Raw genomic sequence first — 20146 nt, 5'->3', positions numbered from 1 at the left:
CAGCGATCGACCCTAGCGGGGCATCATCGCCAGCTGACGGCTCTGTACGACAACCGCTCCAGTCGAATCAAGGACTGCGTGGTCCTCTTCGAACCACGTGCTGCCCAGAACATCCGAACTTGCTCGCACACGAAGCCATCCCGGCGTGGGCAGTCGGCGCAGGTACGTCGTCAACTGCACTGTCGGCGCCCACCCGAACAAGCCGCGGTTCATCGTCACCGGCGCGCTGATGTCACCTGCCATGATGGCGAACAGCACAGCGGTGTCGAGATCGTTCTCGTCTTCGGGCCGGGGGCGGACCCACATCCTCACCTCGGCCTCGCCTTGGCTCCCCGTCAGGAAGTGCGCCGAGGTGGTGTCGATTCGCATGTCGCAGCCCTGCCCGACGTGCACGACCTGAGCCATCGGATGATCACCGATGACTGCCACCGCACTCTCCGGCGGTTCCGGTGACATGTCGTCGATCGACGAGGCTGTGACAAATGTCGGGTCGCCGTCGTCCGGGAATCCCAGCGTGACCGCCGCGCGAACGGCGCTGCGACCGGCCTGGCTCAATTCGACGTCGATCAACGCGACCTGCCGTCCCTGCTTGCGGACGGTCACTTCCAAGTCGACTTCACCGGGGTCGGGGGCGGAGAGATAGTTAGCGCTCACGGCCAGCGGCTGCATCGCCAGAAGCGAGTCGTTCTCGCCCGCGCCGTCTCGCAGACATTGACGCGCGGCAGCGGCACACACCGCCATCATGGAGCCACCGTGCACCTTCGGCCCGATGGTCCAGATCGGGTCGATCGTTGCGGTGTATCTCCCGTCGCCGAGCGAGGTGAGGCGATTGAGATCTTGAAAGGGGCTGGTGCTCATCGATTTTCCTGTTCGGTACTGTCTCGGTGTTGCGGGAAATGTCGTGCGGCAAGGTCTTGGTGCGCCAAGCGTCGCAAAGCTGTCAGGACGGGTTCGTACATGGCGGTTCCGAGGACTGCATAGCGAATGCCGTCCTCGGTCGAAGCGGCGTGGCGAACGCCCTCCTTCGTCGTACCGGTGGGCATCAGCTCGATTTCCACTTCGGCAATCCCTCGGATGTGCTCGCCGTAGGCGCGCAATCGTTCGTCCGACAGGCTCAGTCCGGCATCCTCGAGGCCTATCAGTGCACGCTCGAGGTGAGCAACCGCCACGTACCTCGGCTCGTAGACCTGACCGAGAAACTCCAGAACCTTGCGAGCCCTGGGAAACTGTTGATCCGGCACCGGATCGACGTAGGGCGGTAGTTGTGCGATCGCGCGACCGAAAGTCTCGAATTCGGATCGCTCGTTACTGTCCACCAATTCGAGCACCGCGCGAATTCGTGGGATCGCGAGTCCCGCGCCGGCCAGGGCCCTGATCAACGCGAGTCGCTGGACGTGCTGTTCGCCGTACCTCGCTCCCGTTGCGCTGGTCGGCTCACCCGGCATCAGCAGACTTTCACGGAGGTAGTACTTGATCGTGGCGAGAGCAACGCCGGACTGCGCGGCCAGTTCGGAAACCTTCACCGTTCCTCCATCCGTCGACTCGCCGAGTTCATTGGATAGTGATGCTATCCAATGACTGTGGCACGCCCGAACAGAGGGCACGGGTTGCGCTAGGGTTGAACCTTCTTTGCGCACACCACCAGAAATTTCCGAACGGAGCGAACAGGCGGAATGACGGACTTGCAGTCGGAGGCCCAGCCCGACGAACAGTGGCGCATCGTCGAACCACTGGCGCTGACTCCCCTGCTCACCGCCGCACTCGAGGTGTTCCACGAACTCGGTTACCACGGAGCGTCGGTTCGTGACATTGCCAAACGCGCCGGCGTCACCGTGCCGACGCTGTACTACCACCACGGCAATAAACAGGGCATCCTCGTCGCACTGATGGAACCGGGAATCGAGAACGTCACCGCGCGCGCGAGCGCTGCCGTCGATGCTGCCGGGCCGTCGCCAACGGCGCAATTCGGCAATCTCATCGAGGCCTGCGTCCTTCACATGACCAGTCGCTCCGACATCGCGTTCCTCGATTCCGAACTCCGATACCTCGAGGACGCGGAACGAAAGAGTTACGCGGCCAAGCGAAAGAAGCTCGAGAACCTACTCGTCGACGTACTGACGGCAGGCGTCGAGAGCGGTGAGTTCACGGTCCCCGACATCACCGGAACGGGCCGCGCACTGCTGGGCATGTGTCAGTCCGTCGTCCTCTGGTATCGACTCGACGGACCGCAGACTCCGCGCGAAGTCAGTGTTCTGTACCGCGAGATAGCGTTGAAAGCCGTCGGTGTCACTGCCTGAGCGCTGGTCGAATTTCCAGTCACGTCCGACTAGCCCTGAGACTGACGAACGTCACACATCCCGGCTGACACCGAAACCGGGACGCGTCCACGGTCACGGGTCCACACTTAGAAGCAGAGATGCGCGGGGTGGATCCGCAGACCGAGGGAGTTCTTGACGTATGGCCAACAGCAATCCATTTGTTCCTCCTAGCGCGGTCGACGTGGACCTTTCCGCGGTCGCCTGGGGAGCGAACCGCACGATGTCCGACTTCGAGACGGGAATGTGGCGGATGGAAGAGGCGCAGCCGCAACTGCGCTCACCGATCGTTGCGGTAGAGGTTCTCGATCGCGCCCCGGACTGGGACCGTCTGCTCCACGCAGTCGAGTGGGCATCGCACGTGGTTCCGCGCATTCGTATGCGCGCGGTGGAACCGGCAATGCAGCTGGGCAATCCGGTGTGGTCGGTTGATCCCGAGTTCGACATCGGCTACCACCTACGACGCGTCCGCTTGCCTGCACCGGCCGACTTCGATCACGCGCTGCGCATGTGTCGTCACCTTGCCACGGAACCTTTCGACAAGGCTCGGCCGCCGTGGAGCGCGCTGCTCATCGAAGGTCTCGACGACGGACGTGCCGTGTTCGTGGTCAAGACTCACCACTCCATCACCGACGGCATGGGTGGCATCCAGATGATGACGCTTCTGCACAGCAGGCGCCCGGATCCCACTCCGAACAAGCCCGACCGCATACCGCCGGCTCCTGAGCACCTGTCTTCGGTAGGCGCCTTCGGTGAGGAGGTCGTCAGCGAGATCCGGCGTGCGCCCTCCCGTATCGCCAAGCTGGTTCGCGGCGCCACCAATGTTGCGACCACAGCGATCTCGAGTCCGTTCAGCACGGCTTCCGAGGTCCTCGGGTACGCCAATTCACTCCGCAAGATCGTCACTCCCCCAGCTCGTTCCGGTTCCCCTCTGCTCCACGATCGCGGTCTCGGACGATGGTTCGGAACTCTCGAAGTGGGTGTCCCCGCACTCAAGGCCGGGGCGAAAGCTGCCGGCGGTTCACTCAACGACGCGTACGTTGCTGCCCTGCTCGGCGGGTTCCGTCGCTACCACGAATCGTTCGGACAATCCGTCGACAGCATTCCGATGGGGATGCCGATCAGCATGCGAACCGGCGCGGATGCCAACGGCGGCAACCGGTTTGCAGCAGTCCGCTTCAACGGCCCGGTCGCCGAGACCGATCCGGCCAAACGCATAAGGCAGGTACGAGAAATCGTCCTGGGTCTGCGTGAGGAACCGGCGTTGGACGCTCTCGACGTCGCTGCCCCGATCCTCGCCCGCCTACCAAATTATCTACTCGCGAACTGGTATCTGTCCCAGTCGACTGGACTGGATCTGCAGGCGAGCAATGTCGCCGGCGTACCGGTACCGGTGTATCTCGCCGGCGCGAAGATCGAGCGGATGTTCCCGTTCGGGCCGGCGCCCGGTTGCGCGGCAATGGCAACACTGGTCTCCCACGTCGGAGTGTGCTGCATCGGAATCAATCTCGACACCGCTGCGATCACGAAACCCGCCTTGCTGATGCAGTGCTTGCAGGAGAGCCTGGACGAGATCGTGGCTCTCGGAGTTCCAACGGAAGGTGCGTGAGTCATGAGTGAAAACACGAGCAACCCGCGCGTATACCTCACCGAAACCATGACAGAGGCCGAAGCCGGAGTACTGCGAAAGTGGCTTGCCGACAAGGCAACCGCATCCGAAACGCGGCCGGTCACCGTCAACATCACCGACAAGACCCTGGCAGAACTGGCGGCGCGGACTGACGACCCGATGCTCGCGCCGCTTCGCGTTGTGTGGATTCCGGACACCCGTACCAAACACAACGTCGCGGTGCGACTGCGCGATGCACTGGCACCACGCGATCCCCTCCACCCTGGACGCGGTGCGCAGCGCAGAACCCTGCGCACCGACCCGTCACGGTGCCAGGTCATCGAAGGTGAACCCGCGCCACTGAGCGATCTCGAGCGTCGACTCGAAAAAAGTGGTGGCGGTTCGCTACCCGAGTTCATCCGTCGTCAGGCCGCGCTGGCGCTCGAGCGCGCCGAGTTGGGCCTTCTGGGTGGTCAGTACAAGGTGTCGCGGTTCGTCGTCGACGAGATCACCGACACCCGCCGGTTCGCCACCGAGGTCACGGCGTTGGCCGACCGGTTGAACATCGCCGTCGCCGACGTCGATCGCCGTGCGCGTGAAGCACTCGAAGAAATGGTTGCCACCCAAAGTCGCCAAGCCATCGCGGTGTGGGATCGTCTGGGCCGCTACTTCGCCCGCGCGTACAAGCTCGACGTGGACACGAGCCGCTTCGAGGAACTCCGTGAGCTGAACAAGGAACACTCACTGGTCTTCCTCCCCAGTCACCGTTCGTATCTCGATCCCCTCGTTCTGCGTCCGGCGTTGATCGCGAACGGCTTGCCGCTCAATCACGTCATGGGCGGTCTCAACATCAGCTTCTGGCCCATGGGCTCGATCCTCAAGCGCAGCGGCACCGTCTTCATTCGTCGAAGCATCGGCAACGACGAGGTCTACAAGTGGTCGATGCACGAGTACATGCGCTATCTCCTGACCAAGCGCTTCAATCTGGAGTGGTACATCGAGGGTGGACGCGGGCGCACCGGGAAACTGCGCCCGCCGCGCTTCGGTCTCCTGACCTACCTGACCAAGGCATTTCAGGTGAGCGGCGCATCCGACGTGTACCTCGTTCCGGTCGCGCTGAGCTACGACCAACTCTACGAAGTCGGTGCAATGGCTGCCGAGGCTCTCGGCGCCGAGAAGACACCGGAAGGCCTGCGCTGGATGGTGGGTTACGTACGCGCACAGGGGAAACGCAACGGCGTCGCGCACGTGACCATCGGCCGACCACTCTCACTCGCAGAGGCACTCAGCCAAGAAACCGACCAGCGTCTCGCCATTCAGAAGGCCGGAATCGAGGTGTGTCACCGAATCAACGAGGTCACACCGGTGACCGTGTCGTCGCTGGCGATGTTGGCGTTCCTCGGAATCGAAGACCGGGCGTTGACCGTTCGTGAACTCACGGCGATCCTGACGCCGCTGTTCGGGTACATCACCGCGCGCGATCTTCCGATCGCCGGCGACGTCGAACTGTCCGATCCGCATGTCATCGAGAAGGCATTGCAGACACACGTTGATTCCGGCGTGCTCGAGCGTTTCGATCGCGGCGGCGAGCAGGTCTTCTACCTCGGCAAGGACCAGCATCTTGTCGCTGCCTTCTACCGCAACAACACAATTCACTTCCTCGTCGTGCGTGCCATCACCGAACTCGTACTCCAGGCAGCCGTCGAAGAACGGTTCGAGGATCCCATCGGGGACGGGTGGGCGGAGGCCAAACGGATCCGGGATCTGTTGAAATTCGAGTTCTTCTTCAGCGACCGGGACACGTTCGAGCAGGAGATGAGGACCGAACTGACCCTGATCGACCCCGAGTGGGAAACCGTCATGGCCGACGACAAACGAACTGAGCACATGATCGAGACGGTTCGGCCGTACCTTGCGCACCGCGTGCTCCAACCGTTTCTCGAGGCATATCAGGTTGTCGCCGATCAGCTTGTGCTTGCACCGATTTCGACGTCGTTCGACGAGAAGTCTTTCATCAGCAACTGCATCGACGTCGCACATCAGCGTCGCCTGCGGCAGCAGATCGCCAGCAACGAATCCGTCTCCGGCGAATTGTTCTCCACTGCACTGAATTGGGCGCGAAACCGTAACCTGATCGAAGTCGACGACGACGGAGTCAGGGCCCGGCGCCTGGCATTCGCTGCCGAGATCAAGGTTCAGGTCGAGCGCCTGCGTCACCTTCGCGCACTCGCGCATGCACGGCTCGATCAGGTGGCCATGCCGGTGCCCGACGCCGCCGCAGTAGTGACCATTCCAGAAGCAAACCGAGCACCCGCCGAGAACGAGGAAGTAGGACTGTGACCGGACTCGAGCGTCTGCACTCAGCCATCGAAGCCGCCCCTCCCGGGCCCGGAACGATCGCCGCCTTCGACCTCGACGGCACCTTGATCAGCGGTTACTCGGCCAGTGTCGTGTACCGAGACCGCCTGCGACGCTTGGATATCAGCGTCGGCGAATTGTTGCGCACCACCGGTGCCGCGATCGACACCCAGTTCCGTGGCGCTGATGTCGGAGCACTGATGGACATCGGCGTTCGCGCCCTGGGCGGCCGTACCGTCGAGGAACTGAACGACTGGGGCCGACGGTTGTTCAAGCAGGAGATCGCCGCGATGATCTACCCGGAAGCACGCGGGCTTCTGGCAGCGCACCGGCGCGCCGGCCACACGATCGTGATGGCCACGTCGGCGACTCCGTTCCAGGCCAAGTACGTCGCCGAAGATCTCGACATCGAAGATGTGCTGTGTACCGAACCCGAAGTCGTCGACGGAATGCTGACCGGCGAACTGTCCTCACCCGCTCTGTGGGGTCCGGCCAAGGCCAATGCCCTTGCGGAATATGCCGAGACGATGGGCGCCGACTTGAAGAACGCATTTGCCTACTCCAACGGTGTCGAAGATGTTTTCATGCTCGAGGCCGTCGGGCGACCTGTCGCGTTGAATCCCGATCGTGGCCTGGCCAAGATCGCGTTGCGCAATCACTGGCCTTCGGTCAGCCTGCGTAAACCGCAACGAGGCGCTACCCCGATCTCCACGATCCGAACGGCGACGGCCATGGGCGCGCTTGCTGCCACCGCCGCCCTCGGCGCGTCGGCGGGCATCGTCACCGGCAACCGACAACTGGGCGCGAACCTCGTCGGAACGTACGGTCCCGACATCTCGCTCTCGCTGCTCGGCATCGACGTCGAGATCGACGGCGAGCACAACGTGTGGGATCACCGCCCGGCGGTGTTCATGTTCAATCATCAGAGTTCCCTGGACATGTTGGTCCTCGGCACCGTCATAAAGCGTGACGTGACCGGTGTCGCGAAGAAGGAAGCGGCAAGCGATCCGCGGTTCATGCCGGTCGGCGCATTGCTCGACGTCGCGTACATCGACCGTACCGACACCACAAAAGCGAAGGCCGCATTGCAACCGGCGGTCGACAAGCTGAAGAACGGCGTCTCGATAGTCATCGCTCCGGAGGGCACCCGTTCTCCGACGCCACGCCTGGGCCCTTTCAAAAAGGGTGGATTCCACTTGGCGATCCAGGCCGGTGTGCCGATCGTGCCCGTGGTGATTCACAATGCGGGCGAAAGGATGTGGCGCAATTCGCTTGTCGCTCATCCGGGCCCGGTCTACGTCTCGGTGCTCGATCCCATCTCGACCGAAGGCTGGGAGACCAAGGACCTCGACGCTCACGTGGAGAAGGTGCGCACGCAGTTCGAGGCTGCGCTACTTGCCGGCCACCGCTGAACGTGCCAGGTGCTCGCGTGCAAACGCGAGCGCCTGCGCCAGCATCGAGGACCGCTCCCGCCGGGTGCGCGCGTTCTGAGTGTTGATCTCGATGACGGCCTGGCCGCTGAATTCGCTCGCGGCCAACTGCTGACACAACTCCGCACACGGCTGTGAACCATGCCCCGGGATCAAGTGCTCGTCCATCGACGCCCCACGACCGTCGGCCAGGTGCAGATGCTCGAGTCCCCTACCCATACGCGAGGCCAACTCCAAGGCATCCATGCCCGCCGTCGCGGTGTGCGACAGGTCGAGTGTGTAGTGAGCGTGATCGGAATCGGTCGGGTCGTACGACGGACTGAATGCCGACAGCGCCGCGCCTGGACCGCCCCGTTTGCGTAAACGCTCCGCAGATTTGTCCTTGCCGCCGAAGAAGCTGTCCGCGCGCATGGGGAACATGTTCTCCACCGCCACGACGACGCTGCTCTTCGATTCGAGGTCGACAACCTGTTCGGCGAAGCCTTCGGCGTACTTGCGCTGCCACCGGAACGGCGGGTGGACGACCACCGTCGTGGCACCCAAGGTTTCGGCGGTGCGAACCGAACGCTCGAGTTTCTCGACCGGATCGGAACCCCACACGCGCTGCGAAATCAGCAGACACGGCGCATGCACAGCCTGCACCGGGATCGCATATTTGCGAACGAGGGCAGCAACAGCACCGACGTCCTGGCTGACGGATTCGGCCCACACCATCAGTTCGACACCGTCGTATCCCAGATCGGCGGCGTAACGAAATGCCGCTTCCGTGTTCTCCGGATACACAGAAGCCGTCGACAAGCCGACGGCTATCGGCCGACGAATCATGCGCTGCGATCCCCCGATCATCGTCCGATCAACCCGAAGTCAACAAGAACGCCAATGGACCGAGCGTCACGATCATGCCGACGACCACCGCGATCACAAAACTCGTGATGTCGTCCGTCTTGCGCAGAACCCGCACGACGGCCACCAAGCCGACAATCACGATCAGCGCGAGCACCAACGCCACCCACGGCAGCATGTCCCACAGCTTCTCGAAGCCCTTGAACATCGCGCCGCCGACGATCAGTGCAACAACAACCTGACCGGCAAGCACTGCCCATTCACGGATCGAGTTGCGCTCGCCTGCCTCTTCCGCTGCCGGTTCGGCTTCGACGTCGGACTCCGCGACGGCACTGGACTTTTTTGCACTGTCAGCGACTGCCGGTGCCTTGACCAGATCGACCACGGAGGTCGATTCGGCCTCGCCGGCATCCGCGTCCGCGATCTTGTCGATCAGTTCGGTGCTGTCGTCCGGAGCGGCCGGAGCAGGAGTAGGTGTCTTGACGACGGGAGTAGGGACACGCGGCGGCAGGATCGGCGGACGCAACGACGGCGACTGGTTTGCGGCACGCTCCTGACGCATCAGGTCGCCTGCCAGGGTCTGACCCGACAGCAGTGCCGGTTCCTGCGTTACCTGCGTCGGCGACGAGGAGCCGAGCGGTGCCCGGCTCACCCACTGTCCGGGCGAGGACTTCGAGGTCTGTCCCGGCGACGGTGTGGAAGGCGGCTTCGGGGTGGTGACCGGCGGCGCGGCAACCGGCTTCGATTCAGCCTTGGGTGCCTGCGGGTCGTCATCGTCGTCGTCATCGTCGAACGAGACGGCGAAGGCGGCGGTGCGGTCGGCGGGAACCTTCGGTGCCGGCGCGGTGGGCTTTGCGGTTTCCGCAACAGTCTCGGCCGGCGCGGAAGGTGCAGCGGTTTCAGGTGCTGCGGTTGCCTGCTCGGACGCCGCTGGTTCAGCCGACTCGGGCTCGGCTGCCGCGCGCGATCCCGACTGGCGAACGATCGGAATCTCACCCGTCAGTTCGGCGACGGAGATGCCACCGGCAACGCCGCGCCGACGTCGTCCACCTCGGGATTCGACGCTCTGACCGTTCCGCTTGAGCAGTTCCGCTACGGAAATCTGCTGACTGTCTTCGGTCATCAAGCACTCACCACCAATTCACCGCCCATTTCTGTGTCGAGCTTTCGCAGAATCAGACCCTCACGCAGCGCCCAGGGACAAATTTCCAGTTCGTCCACTCCGAGCGCCCGCATGGTTGCCTCTGCGATGAGCGCGCCGGCCACAATCTGCTGTGACCGATCTGAGCTCACTCCTTCCAATTCTGCACGGTCCGCTGCAGTCATCCTGGATATGAAGGCTATGAGTTGCCTGAGTCCGCTGGAAGTCAGGGTCCGTTTTGCCCGGGGGCCTGCGGCCGAGGGGGCCGCGCCGGTGAGCCGAGCCAACGATCGGAAGGTCTTCGACGTCCCGACCGTGCGGTCCCAGTCGCCTGCGGCACGCAGTTCTTTGGCTGGTCCGACCAACTCCGCGTCGAGCCAGTCACGCAAGACAGCGACCCTGCGCTTGCCCGGCGGATCGGCCTGTAGCCAGTCGCGTGTCAACCGTCCGGCACCGAGTTGCAGTGAGAAGGCGACGTCCGGATCCTCGTCACCACCTGCGGTGAGTTCGAGCGAGCCGCCGCCGATGTCCAGGTTCAGGATGCGTCCGGCGCTCCAGCCGTACCAGCGGCGCACGGCCAGAAAGGTCAAGCGGGCTTCGTCGACCCCGGAGAGAACCTCGAGATTGACTCCGGTTTCCGCGCGAACGCGGGCGAGCACGGCTTCGGAATTGTTGGCGTCACGGACGGCGGAAGTGGCAAAAGCCATCATTTCCTCGCACCCGGACGTCTTGGCGATACCGGCGAATTCGGAGACCGTCGACACCAACCGATCAGCTCCTGACGTGGTGATATCGCCGCGGTCGTCGGTGTTCTCTGCCAGCCTCAACGTGGACTTGGTCGAGCTCATGGGTGTTGGGTGGCCGCCCCGATGGGCGTCCACAACCAATAGATGGACGGTATTGCTTCCGACGTCGAGTACCCCTAGTCGCACATCGCCACGTTACTGGGTCTACCGTCGGCCCTTGTGACAGCAGGTAACCCAGACCGGTCCCACAAGATGACTCCGAGCCCCGAGGTCGATCTCGATTTCCCGCGCGAGTGGGTCGAATTTGTCGATCCGGATAACTCCGAGCACCTCATTTCCGCTGATATGACGTGGTTGCTCTCGCATTGGACCTGCGTGTTCGGCACGCCGGCGTGTCAGGGCATCATCGGCGACCGCCCGGACGACGGCTGCTGCTCGCACGGCGCTTTCCTCTCCGATCAGGAGGATCAGGACAAGCTCGATGCGTCAGTGAAAATGCTCACAGCCGAAGACTGGCAGTACATGGAAAAGGGTCTCGGCAAGAAGGGCTACGTCGAAGAAGACGACCTCGAGGACGAGCCCGCACTGCGCACCCGCCGCTACAAGGGTGCGTGCATTTTCCAGAACCGGCCGGGTTTTGCGGGCGGTCCCGGCTGCGCGTTTCACTCGATGGCGCTGAGGAAGGGCATCGAGCCGCTCGAGGTGAAGCCGGACGTGTGCTGGCAGCTACCCATCCGCCGCACTCAGGACTGGGTCGACCGGCCGGACGGCGTGCAGATCCTCAAGACCACGATCACCGAGTACGACCGCCGCGGCTGGGGTGAGGGCGGCGACGACCTCGCCTGGTACTGCTCCGGCTCCCCCGACGCTCATGTCGGGGAGCGGCAAGTCTGGCAGTCCTACGGGCCGGAACTGACGGAGCTTCTCGGAAAGCGCGCGTACGACGAGCTGGCTCGCCTCTGCAGGCGTCGCGCCGGCCTCGGCCTCATAGCGGTCCACCCGGCGACCACGATCGCTCAGAACAAAGCTCAGGGCTGCTCCACGTAAACGAAAAGATTTCAGCCGCTCACACGATCGTGTGAGCGGCTGAAGTCTTTCTCGACATTTCTTCTCGACGAGGTTCGATCACGCTTCGAGCTTGTAGCCCAATCCGCGGACGGTGACCAGATGTTCCGGCTTGGCCGGATCCGATTCGATCTTCGAACGCAACCGTTTCACGTGTACGTCAAGGGTTTTGGTGTCACCGACGTAGTCGGCTCCCCAGACGCGGTCGATCAACTGTCCGCGGGTCAGCACCCGGCCGGAGTTGCGGAGCAGGTACTCGAGGAGGTCGAACTCCTTGAGCGGCAACGTCACCGGGTTACCGGAGACCTGCACGACGTGACGCTCGACGTCCATCCGTACCGGTCCGGCCTCGAGCACACCGTTGTCGGAGGCGAGGTCTGCCTCGTTCTCCACCCCGCGGCGCAGCACCGCACGGATGCGGGCGATCAGCTCGCGCGCCGAATACGGTTTGGTCACATAGTCGTCCGCACCGAGTTCCAGGCCGACGACCTTGTCGATCTCACTGTCGCGCGCCGTCACCATGATGACGGGAACGCCGGAACGCGACCGCAGCGCCTTGCAGACGTCCGTGCCACTCATGCCGGGCAGCATGAGGTCGAGCAGGACGATGTCCGCTCCGGAGCGATCGAATTCCGCCAACGCCGACGGTCCGTCGTTGACGATGGTGGTCTCGAAGCCTTCCTTGCGGAGCAGGAACGCCAGCGGGTCCGCCAAGGACTCCTCGTCCTCCACGATCAGCACACTCGTCATCGTTTGGCCTCCATGCCGTTTTCTCTACTGCCTTGTTCTCGTCTGCCGATCCGCGTAGAACCGGCGGTTCCCGCGTCGTCAGAGTCGATGTCGTCGTCCGACTCCACGTGTGCCGGTATCTGCAACGTGAAGGTAGACCCTGTTCCCGGTTTGCTCCACAGTTCGATGGAGCCGTTGTGATTGGCCGCGACATGTTTGACGATCGCCAGCCCCAGACCAGTTCCACCGGTCTGCCGTGACCGCGCCTTGTCCACGCGGAAGAATCTCTCGAACACTCGCTCCTGATCCGCTTTCGCGATGCCCTCACCTCGGTCGGTGACCGCGATCGCGACATTGTCGCCTCGCACCGACCGACTGACAGACACCGGAGAACCCTTGGGCGAGTAAGCAATAGCGTTCTCGATGAGGTTGGACAGTGCAGTCACGAGAAGGGTCTGATCCCCGAGCACCTCGAGCCCGCTCGGATGGTCGGTGGTGACGGTGATCCCGGCGGCCTCGGCCGACAGATTCGCCCGCGACAGCGCCTCGGACACCACCGTGTCGACGTCGACCACGTCGAGATCCGGCAGCTTCTCGGCACCTTGCAAACGCGAGAGAGCAATCAACTCGGTGACCATCTTGCCCAGACGAATCGACTCACCGAGTACCCGTTCGCCGAAGTGGCGCACCGACTCCGGATCGTCGGCGGATTCGAGCAGTGCCTCCGCGAGCAAACTCATCGCGCCGACCGGGGTCTTCAGTTCGTGGCTGACGTTCGCGACAAAATCGCGTCGTGTCGCCTCCATGCGGACCTGCTCGGAATCGTCGTCGGCGAACAGAACCACGAAGTTGCGGTCGTCCTTGCTGAGCAGCCGAGCGGTGCCACGAACGGCAATCTTGTCGCGGCCGCGCTGCGCGGTCTGCGCTGTCAGATCCACCTCGACGGTCTGACCTGTCCGCAGGACTTCCTGCGCTGCCCGCCACGCTCGCTCGTCCACCAGACGATTTTTGACCAGGCCGAGTTCTTCGGCGCGAGGGTTGAAGAGAACGACGTCGTGGAAACCGTCGACGACGGCGATGCCGCTTTCCGACGCCAGCACGATGAGGTCGAGGACCTGGGACATCGTGAGCCCGGTCTGTTCGTCGGAGCGCTGACTCTGGCGCGACGACAGCCTTGGCACCAGCACCCCGCCGACGAGGTAGCCGACCAAGCCGGCGACCACGACCAGCAGCATTGCAATCACGACACTCACGGCGCAATCGTACGTTCGCGCGAAGTGTCGGTTACGGCGGGTTCGGACGTTCCCGCCCACGTAATCCGCCAGGTGGACGGCGTTGGTTCGTCGTTCATCTGTTGTTGGCCGAGGCCCCCCGAAAACACTGTTCGGGGGGCCTCGACGCACATCATCGGGTTGCTACTTTCCGCCCTGATTCGCCACCGCGGCGGCGCCGGCAGCGGCGGCCTCCGGATCCAGGTAGGTGCCACCCGGGTTGAGGGGCTTCAGGTTCTCGTCGAGGTCGTAGCGCAGCGGGATGCCGGTCGGGATGTTCAGGCCCGCGATGTCCTCGTCGGAAATGCCGTCGAGGTGCTTGACCAATGCACGCAGCGAGTTGCCGTGCGCGGTGACCAGCACGTTCCGGCCGGCGAGCAGCTCCTGCGAGATGGTGTCCTCCCAGTACGGGATCAGGCGCTTGACGACGTCGAGCAGGCACTCGGTCAAGGGAACCTCGTCGAGGTTTGCGTACCGAGGATCGGTGTCCTGGCTGTACTCGCTGCCGGCTTCGATGGCGGGCGGCGGGGTGTCGTAGCTACGACGCCAGAGCATGAACTGCTCGTTTCCGTACTCTTCCTTGGTCTGAGCCTTGTTCTTGCCCTGGAGAGCGCCGTAGTGGCGCTCGTTGAGGCGCCAGTCGCGAACTACCGGGATCCAGTGGCGATCGGCGGCGTCGAGTGCGAGGTTGGCGGTGCTGATCGCACGGCGGAGGAGAGACGTGTAGAGAACGTCGGGCAACAGGTTGTGCTCGGCGAGCAGTTCGCCGGCGCGCTTGCCTTCGGCCATGCCCTTGTCTGTCAGGTGTACGTCCACCCAGCCGGTGAACAGATTGAGTGCATTCCATTCGCTCTCGCCGTGGCGGAGCAGGACCAGGGTTCCGATACTCATGGCGTTCATCCTGGCACGAGTACCGGAACCCTTCTTGATCAACCCTGTCTGGAAATCAGCTCGAGGCTACTTCCGCAGTTCGCAGATCCTTGCGGAGGATCTTTCCGGCCGCGGATTTCGGCACGGTGCTGATGAACGAAACCTGGCGGACCTTCTTGTGCGGCGAGACGCGCTCGGCGACAAACGAGATCACCTCGGCTTCGGTCAACTCGGCGCCGTCCTGGAGCACGACGAATGCCTTCGGTACCTCTTCACCCTCGGCGTCGAGCACACCGATCACGGCGGCGTCGGCGATCTGCGGATGCGTCAGCAGCAGAGCCTCGAGTTCGGCCGGGGGAACCTGGTAGCCCTTGTACTTGATCAGTTCCTTGAGTCGATCGACGATCTTGACGACGCCGTCGCCGTCGACGGTCGCGATGTCACCGGTGTGCAGGTAACCGTCGTCGTCGAGGGTGTCCTTGGTGGCCTGGTCGTTGCCGAGGTAGCCCACCATGATGTTCGGGCCCTTGCACCACAGTTCACCGGGCTCGCTGACCCCGTCCGTGCCGAGTGCCGGGTACGCGACCTCTTCGCCCGTTCCCGGGTCGACGAGCTTGCATTCCATGTTGGCGATGGTGGGACCGCAGGTGTCGAGTGCGATGTCGTCACGATCGAACGGGATCGCGTGCGAGACGGGGCTCATCTCGGACATGCCGTAGCCCTGGCGGACGTGGCACTTCAAGCGGTCTGCGACGGCCTTGCCGAGCGCCGCGTCGAGCGGGGCCGCACCGGAGAAGATGGTGTGCACGCTCGAGAGGTCGTACTGGTCGACCAGTGGGTGCTTGGCCAGCGCGACGGCAACGGGCGGCGCGACGAAGATGTACGTCGACTTCTGCTCGGCGACGATCCGCAGGAACTCGACGAGATCGAACTTCGGCATCGTGATGAGGCTCGCGCGGCGATACAGCGCGGCGTTGAGCAGCACCGTCATGCCGTAGATGTGGAAGAACGGCAGGACCGCGAGGATCTTGTCGTCGGTCTCGATCCCCATCCGCGGGATGATCTGGCAGACGTTGGCCACGAGATTGCGATGGGTGAGCATGACGCCCTTGGGCCGGCCGGTGGTGCCCGACGAGTACGGCAGCACCGCGAGCTGGGTGGCCGGGTCGAAGGAGATCTCGGGCGCCGCTGCACCCTCGCCGAGCAGATCTCGCAGCGACAGATGGCCTTCGGCGCCGTCGAGCACGAACACGTTCTCAGCGGGGATGCCGACCTGATCGGCGGCTGCCTTGGCCTGCGGCAGCAGCGGCGAGACGGTGAAGAGGAACTTGGCCTTGGAATCGGTGAGCTGCTTGGCGATGTCCTCGGCGGTGTAGAGAGCGTTGATGGTGGTCGCGACACCACCGGCACGAAGGATGCCGTGGAAGACGGATCCGAAGGCCGGGACGTTGGGCGAATGCAACCCGACCACGTCTCCGACGGCGAGTCCGCGCGCTGCGAGAGCGCCTGCAACGCCGTTGATCTGTGCGATCAGCGAAGCGTATGTGGTGACTGCGCCAGAACTGCCCTCGACGAATGCCGTTTTGTCGAGGTCTGCGGGGTCGGTGTTTCCGAACAGGAAGTCGTAGACGCTGAGGTTGGGGATTTCAACGTCGGGGAACGGACTCTTGAAGCTCACTGTGCTCCTCGAAAAGTTGCGCGGCAGGGTGGTGTGACCAACTTACTGTGACTCACGGGAACAGTATTATTCCGTGATGACAGTCACAAGTAAAGGTCACTTTACGTGACACATCAGCAATGTGTCTCACCCCGCTCTGTCAGCTTTGCGCGGGCTCCTCCTCGATGAGGTGCTTGAACGGTTCGAGATTCGCCAGCGACTCACCTCGCGACACCCGCCACGCCCACTCACGCTTGATCGACGAAGAGAAACCGAGTTCGAGGATGACGTTGAAATCGCCGTCGGCGGCTTCGAGAACCTGACCGAGCACTCGATCGAGTTCATCGCCGGTCACGGCATGCTCCGCGATCTTGCCGACCAGGTAGATGTCCCCGACCTTGTCGAGCGTGTACGCCACCCCGTACAGACGGCGGTTGCGCTTGAGCAAGAACTTGTAGACGCCTTCGAAGTTCTCGTCCACCTTGCGGCACACGAATGCCTCGACCCGCACGCCGTGATTGCCGACGGTGAGCAGAGTCGACGTCTTGAGTTTGTGCTCGCCGGGAAGTTCGACGATGAAATGCGCGTCGTCTTTCCTGGTGAACTCGAGTTCGCGCTCGGTGAGGGCCTGCTCGATAGTGTCCGAAATGCTGCTCATGTACGCACTCCCCCGGTCCGGCGCAGACGCCACAGACCCCGCGCACGGCGGGGCGAGAAGTCGCTGGGACCGGTTCCGTTGTTGTAGTTGACTGCGGCTTTGCGATAGCTCTCGAGTAAACCGTCCGCGGTGTGTTCCCACGAGAAATTCTCGGCGTGACGCGGTGCCTGCGCGGCGAGTTCGGACAAGCGCGTCGGCGTTGTCACCAAAGATTCGAGGGCGCCGGCCCAGTCTTCGGTGCGGTGTCCTTGAACCAGCAGGCCCGTCTCACCGTTGCGTACGGCCACTCCCAGTCCGCCGACATCGGCGGCGATCACCGGGGTCCCGCAGGCTTGAGCTTCGATGGCGACCAACCCGAAGGACTCCGAATAGCTCGGCACCGCAACCAGATCCGAGGCACGGTAGACATCGGCGAGACGCTCTGGTGCCTGCGGCGGCAAGAACGTCACTTGCGCCGTGATGCCGAGCGAACGTGCCAGTTCGATCAACACGTCCGGCCGCGCGAGACCGGTGCCGGAAGGCCCACCGACAACAAGGATGCGCAGGGGCAAACCGGGCCGGCGGCTGATCACTTCTGCTGCAGCACGCAACAGCACGTCCGGCGCTTTGAGCGGTTGGATGCGGCCGACGAATGTCACGACCACTTCGCTGGGGTTCAATCCCAACAACGCGCGGGCAGCATCGCGGTCACCTGGTCGATAGCGGGTGAGGTCGGCGCCCGGCGCAACAACGTCGATACGCGTGGGATCTGCGCCGTACAACTCGTGCAGCGCTTTGGCTTCGTCGGTGGTGTTGGCGACCAGCCGATCGGATTCGGCGACAACTTGCTGCTCGCCGATCTGCCGTGCTGCGGGCTCCGGGGTGTCCCCCTCGGCCAGCGAAAGATTCTTCACTGCCGCGAGGGTGTGAGCGGTGTGGACGAGGGGCACGCCCCAACGGTCGCGGGCCAGCCAGCCGACCTGCCCGGACAACCAGTAGTGCGAGTGAATCAGGCTGTAGTACCCGGGTTCGCGTCGCGCTTCCTCCCGAAGAACTCCCGCGACGAAGGCACACAGTTGAGTCGGGAGATCTGCCTTGTCCAGTCCTTCGAAGGGACCGGCCGCGATGTTGCGAACCCGCACCCCGGGAGCGGCGTCCACGACGGGCGCGTCCGCGGAAGACGTCGCGCGGGTGAATATTTCCACCTCGACGCCACGTTTGGCGAGCTGAACGGCGGATTGCAGAACGTAGACATTCATCCCCCCCGCGTCACCGGTGCCGGGTTGCGCCAATGGCGAGGTGTGGACCGAGAGAACGGCCACCCGGCGAGGGCGCGAAATGTGCATGGGCGTCACCACTCCATACTGCCCCCTCACCGGGCGCGAACTCTAACCGAGGCTCGAGATGAAGGTTCGGACTTCGGACACGAATCGTGTCGGATCCTCCACGAACGGGCCGTGATTGCAGCCTTCCCAGTACGACGCCTGCGACTTGGGAATCAATTCCTCGGCGTGCTTACCTGCACTCACGTCGACGACGGAGTCCTCGGTTCCGTGCAGAACGAGGACCGGGATGTCCAGGTTGCGGAGCAGGTCGTCGTGACCGACGGCACGGTTGAACAACGCTGCGCGCACCCGCGGACGCGTCGAAAGGCTGTACCCGAACAATGCCTGCGACGCTGCGCCCTTGCCCTCGGGTGGGCCGGTGAGCGCGTTGCCGAAAGCACCGAGTGCCCGGATCGCCTCGCGGGGATCTTCGGACATCGCGCCGGGAACCGCACTCCGCATCGCCGAGCCGACCTTGCCGCCCTTCTCACCGCGCCCGATGCTGGTGATCGCACCGACCAAAACCGCACCCGCCACCGCTCCGGTTCCGTGCGCTGCCAGGTAATCGCAGATCACCAGACCGCCGTACGACCAGCCGAGCAGGATCGCGTTCTCGGTGACGCCTTCGGCAGCGAGAACCGCCGCGACGTCGCCGGCCCAGTTCGCGGAGTCGTCGTATCCGGATTCGGGCGCATCGGAGTAACCGTGGCCGCGCAGATCGACGGCGATCAAGCGGTAGTCCTCTGCCAGGTCCGCGAGGACCTGCTCCCCCCAGCACTGTGACGACTGAGCCCAGCCGTGCAGCAGCACCAGCGGGGTCCCCGCCGAATTTCCGGTTACTCGATAGACGATGGACGTGCCGTCGACGCTGACGGCTTCACGAATAGACATGCCGTCACGATAGAGGCTGCGACTGCGGCGCCGACGGCGAGCATGTAGGCGGAGGAGACGTCGTAGCGGTCGATCAGTTGCCCGGCCAGCGCAGAGCCGAGCGCCACGCCGACGCCCAGACCGGTGACCGTCAGGGTCATTCCCTCCGTGAGCTTTTCCGGTGGGACGATCTGCTCGACCAGGGCTGTCGCGATGATGAGCGTCGGAGCGATGGTCGCGCCGGCCAGGACGTACGCGCCCGCAAGTGCGGCCACGTTTCCGACCAGGAGAAGCGGGACGCTGAGAAGGGCGACCGCGGCGGACGCGATCATCAATTGCCCACGCAGCGATCGCGCCGGGTGCATCGATCCGAAGATCAGTCCCGCGATTCCCGAACCGCCGGCGAACAACGCGAGGACCAGCGTCGCGGAGCCAGGTGAATTCTGTTCCTCGGTGAACGCGATGGCGCCGACGTCGATGACGCCGAAGATCGTTCCGAGCATCACCATGATCACGATGACGATCCACATCACGTGGTTACCGAGTACCGACCGTCCGCGGCCGGGTCGACGCGGATGCACCTTCGGCTCCGTTCCGCGCTGGATGACCAGCAGCAGGGTCCCCGTGACCAGCAGAATCAACCCTGCAAGTGGTCCAGCCTCGGGGAAGAGCCCGATGCTCAGACCCACCGAGATGACCGGGCCCGCCACGAAGCAGAGCTCGTCCACCACCGATTCGAAGGCGAAGGCGGCGCGCAGCTGAGGTTTTCCGACGTAGATCGCGACCCACCTGGCGCGAATCATCGCCCCGATCGTCGGGGTGGCGCCGCCGGGAATTACCAGGACGAAAAGCAGCCAGTCGGGCGCTTCCATCCGGACTGCGAGCAACAGAGCCCCGATCGCGGTGACGCTTACGGCCGCGGCAATCGGCAGGACCGCCCTCTGTCCGAAGCGGTCGACCGCGCGCGAGACTGCGGGCGCGATGATCGCCGACGAGAGCGCAAAAACCGCGGCGAGCGCGCCGGCGAGCGCGTAGTCACCACGAAGTTGCGAGATCATCGTCACGATTCCGATGCCGATCATCGCGATCGGCAGCCTTGCGACAAATCCGGCGGCCGAGAATGCGACCGATCCGGGGGCCGAGAATATCTCGCGGTAGGCGCTCAGCAGGCCTTTGTTGGTGGATTCGCTCATGTCAGCTTCTCGTGCACTGAACAAGGTTCACAGAGTCGAGGCCGACTCGACAAATCGTTTTCACTGTGCGCTCGGGTTGACCTGTCG

The 20146-nt window shown here is 63.7% G+C and carries 18 protein-coding genes; 5 read left to right on the top strand and 13 right to left on the bottom strand.

Going from position 1 to position 20146, the window contains the following annotated elements; genetic code table 11:
* Positions 1-12: 12 nt before the first annotated feature.
* Together R4P65_RS00725 and R4P65_RS00720 are read right to left on the bottom strand one after the other, a co-directional pair.
* Entirely contained in the window at positions 13-858 is an 846-nt protein-coding gene (locus R4P65_RS00725) for a thioesterase family protein (protein WP_317825116.1), read from the bottom strand.
* Positions 855-1523: a MerR family transcriptional regulator gene (locus R4P65_RS00720; RefSeq protein WP_317825115.1), complete on the bottom strand. Its 669-nt coding sequence runs from the start codon at positions 1521-1523 to the stop codon at positions 855-857. The genes R4P65_RS00725 and R4P65_RS00720 overlap by 4 nt, the downstream gene beginning before the upstream one ends.
* A gap of 150 nt (positions 1524-1673) precedes the next feature.
* Between R4P65_RS00720 and R4P65_RS00715 the strand changes: the two genes are divergently transcribed.
* From R4P65_RS00715 to R4P65_RS00700, 4 genes are all read left to right on the top strand, one after another.
* Positions 1674-2297, top strand: coding sequence for a TetR/AcrR family transcriptional regulator (locus tag R4P65_RS00715; protein ID WP_317825114.1), 624 nt, complete (start codon positions 1674-1676; stop codon positions 2295-2297).
* A gap of 160 nt (positions 2298-2457) precedes the next feature.
* Positions 2458-3924, top strand: a complete 1467-nt coding sequence (locus R4P65_RS00710) for a wax ester/triacylglycerol synthase domain-containing protein (protein ID WP_230816930.1) — start codon at positions 2458-2460, stop codon at positions 3922-3924.
* Between the two features lie 3 nt (positions 3925-3927).
* Entirely contained in the window at positions 3928-6264 is a 2337-nt protein-coding gene (locus R4P65_RS00705) for a glycerol-3-phosphate 1-O-acyltransferase (RefSeq protein ID WP_317825113.1), read from the top strand.
* Positions 6261-7694 carry an HAD-IB family hydrolase gene (locus R4P65_RS00700; protein WP_230816928.1) on the top strand — a complete coding sequence of 478 codons (1434 nt, stop codon included), beginning with the start codon at positions 6261-6263 and terminating at the stop codon, positions 7692-7694. Before R4P65_RS00705 ends, R4P65_RS00700 begins: the two co-directional genes overlap by 4 nt.
* Here R4P65_RS00700 and R4P65_RS00695 read toward each other — a convergent pair.
* The 3 genes from R4P65_RS00695 to R4P65_RS00685 are packed head-to-tail and all read right to left on the bottom strand — an operon-like array spanning position 7674 to position 10628.
* On the bottom strand, positions 7674-8558 hold the full coding sequence (locus R4P65_RS00695) for a sugar phosphate isomerase/epimerase family protein (protein ID WP_230816927.1): 885 nt from the start codon (positions 8556-8558) through the stop codon (positions 7674-7676). The two genes, R4P65_RS00700 and R4P65_RS00695, sit on opposite strands and share 21 nt — an antisense overlap.
* A 7-nt stretch (positions 8559-8565) precedes the next feature.
* On the bottom strand, positions 8566-9678 hold the full coding sequence (locus tag R4P65_RS00690) for a hypothetical protein (protein ID WP_317825112.1): 1113 nt from the start codon (positions 9676-9678) through the stop codon (positions 8566-8568).
* The gene (locus tag R4P65_RS00685; RefSeq protein WP_003941975.1) at positions 9678-10628 is read right to left on the bottom strand and encodes a Ppx/GppA phosphatase family protein; all 951 of its coding nucleotides are present in this window, start codon (positions 10626-10628) and stop codon (positions 9678-9680) included. The genes R4P65_RS00690 and R4P65_RS00685 overlap by 1 nt, the downstream gene beginning before the upstream one ends.
* A gap of 66 nt (positions 10629-10694) precedes the next feature.
* Between R4P65_RS00685 and R4P65_RS00680 the strand changes: the two genes are divergently transcribed.
* Positions 10695-11489: a hypothetical protein gene (locus tag R4P65_RS00680; RefSeq protein WP_317825111.1), complete on the top strand. Its 795-nt coding sequence runs from the start codon at positions 10695-10697 to the stop codon at positions 11487-11489.
* A gap of 78 nt (positions 11490-11567) precedes the next feature.
* Here the strand turns inward: R4P65_RS00680 and R4P65_RS00675 are convergent, their stop codons facing one another.
* The 8 genes from R4P65_RS00675 to R4P65_RS00640 all read right to left on the bottom strand — a co-directional run bounded on the left by R4P65_RS00675 (position 11568) and on the right by R4P65_RS00640 (position 20059).
* Positions 11568-12257 carry a response regulator transcription factor gene (locus R4P65_RS00675; protein ID WP_317825110.1) on the bottom strand — a complete coding sequence of 230 codons (690 nt, stop codon included), beginning with the start codon at positions 12255-12257 and terminating at the stop codon, positions 11568-11570.
* Positions 12254-13489: a sensor histidine kinase gene (locus tag R4P65_RS00670; RefSeq protein WP_317825109.1), complete on the bottom strand. Its 1236-nt coding sequence runs from the start codon at positions 13487-13489 to the stop codon at positions 12254-12256. Before R4P65_RS00670 ends, R4P65_RS00675 begins: the two co-directional genes overlap by 4 nt.
* 162 nt (positions 13490-13651) lie before the next feature.
* Positions 13652-14407, bottom strand: coding sequence for a phosphoglyceromutase (locus tag R4P65_RS00665; protein WP_003941992.1), 756 nt, complete (start codon positions 14405-14407; stop codon positions 13652-13654).
* A gap of 46 nt (positions 14408-14453) precedes the next feature.
* On the bottom strand, positions 14454-16055 hold the full coding sequence (locus tag R4P65_RS00660) for an AMP-binding protein (protein WP_317825108.1): 1602 nt from the start codon (positions 16053-16055) through the stop codon (positions 14454-14456).
* 139 nt (positions 16056-16194) lie between these two features.
* The gene (locus R4P65_RS00655; protein ID WP_003941943.1) at positions 16195-16692 is read right to left on the bottom strand and encodes a YbjN domain-containing protein; all 498 of its coding nucleotides are present in this window, start codon (positions 16690-16692) and stop codon (positions 16195-16197) included.
* Positions 16689-18017 carry a D-inositol-3-phosphate glycosyltransferase gene (gene mshA, locus R4P65_RS00650; protein ID WP_317825534.1) on the bottom strand — a complete coding sequence of 443 codons (1329 nt, stop codon included), beginning with the start codon at positions 18015-18017 and terminating at the stop codon, positions 16689-16691. Before mshA ends, R4P65_RS00655 begins: the two co-directional genes overlap by 4 nt.
* Before the next feature lie 42 nt (positions 18018-18059).
* On the bottom strand, positions 18060-18887 hold the full coding sequence (locus R4P65_RS00645) for an alpha/beta fold hydrolase (RefSeq protein WP_230816922.1): 828 nt from the start codon (positions 18885-18887) through the stop codon (positions 18060-18062).
* Complete coding sequence (locus R4P65_RS00640) at positions 18833-20059, bottom strand: MFS transporter (RefSeq protein WP_317825107.1); 1227 nt, start codon at positions 20057-20059, stop codon at positions 18833-18835. The genes R4P65_RS00645 and R4P65_RS00640 overlap by 55 nt, the downstream gene beginning before the upstream one ends.
* Positions 20060-20146 lie beyond the last annotated feature (87 nt).

Origin of the sequence: Rhodococcus sp. IEGM 1318 (genome assembly GCF_033142465.1) — a bacterium.
Lineage (GTDB): Bacteria > Actinomycetota > Actinomycetes > Mycobacteriales > Mycobacteriaceae > Rhodococcus_F > Rhodococcus_F qingshengii_B.
Note: the sequence above shows the minus strand (reverse complement) of the source record. Positions and strands in the feature narration are given on the sequence as shown.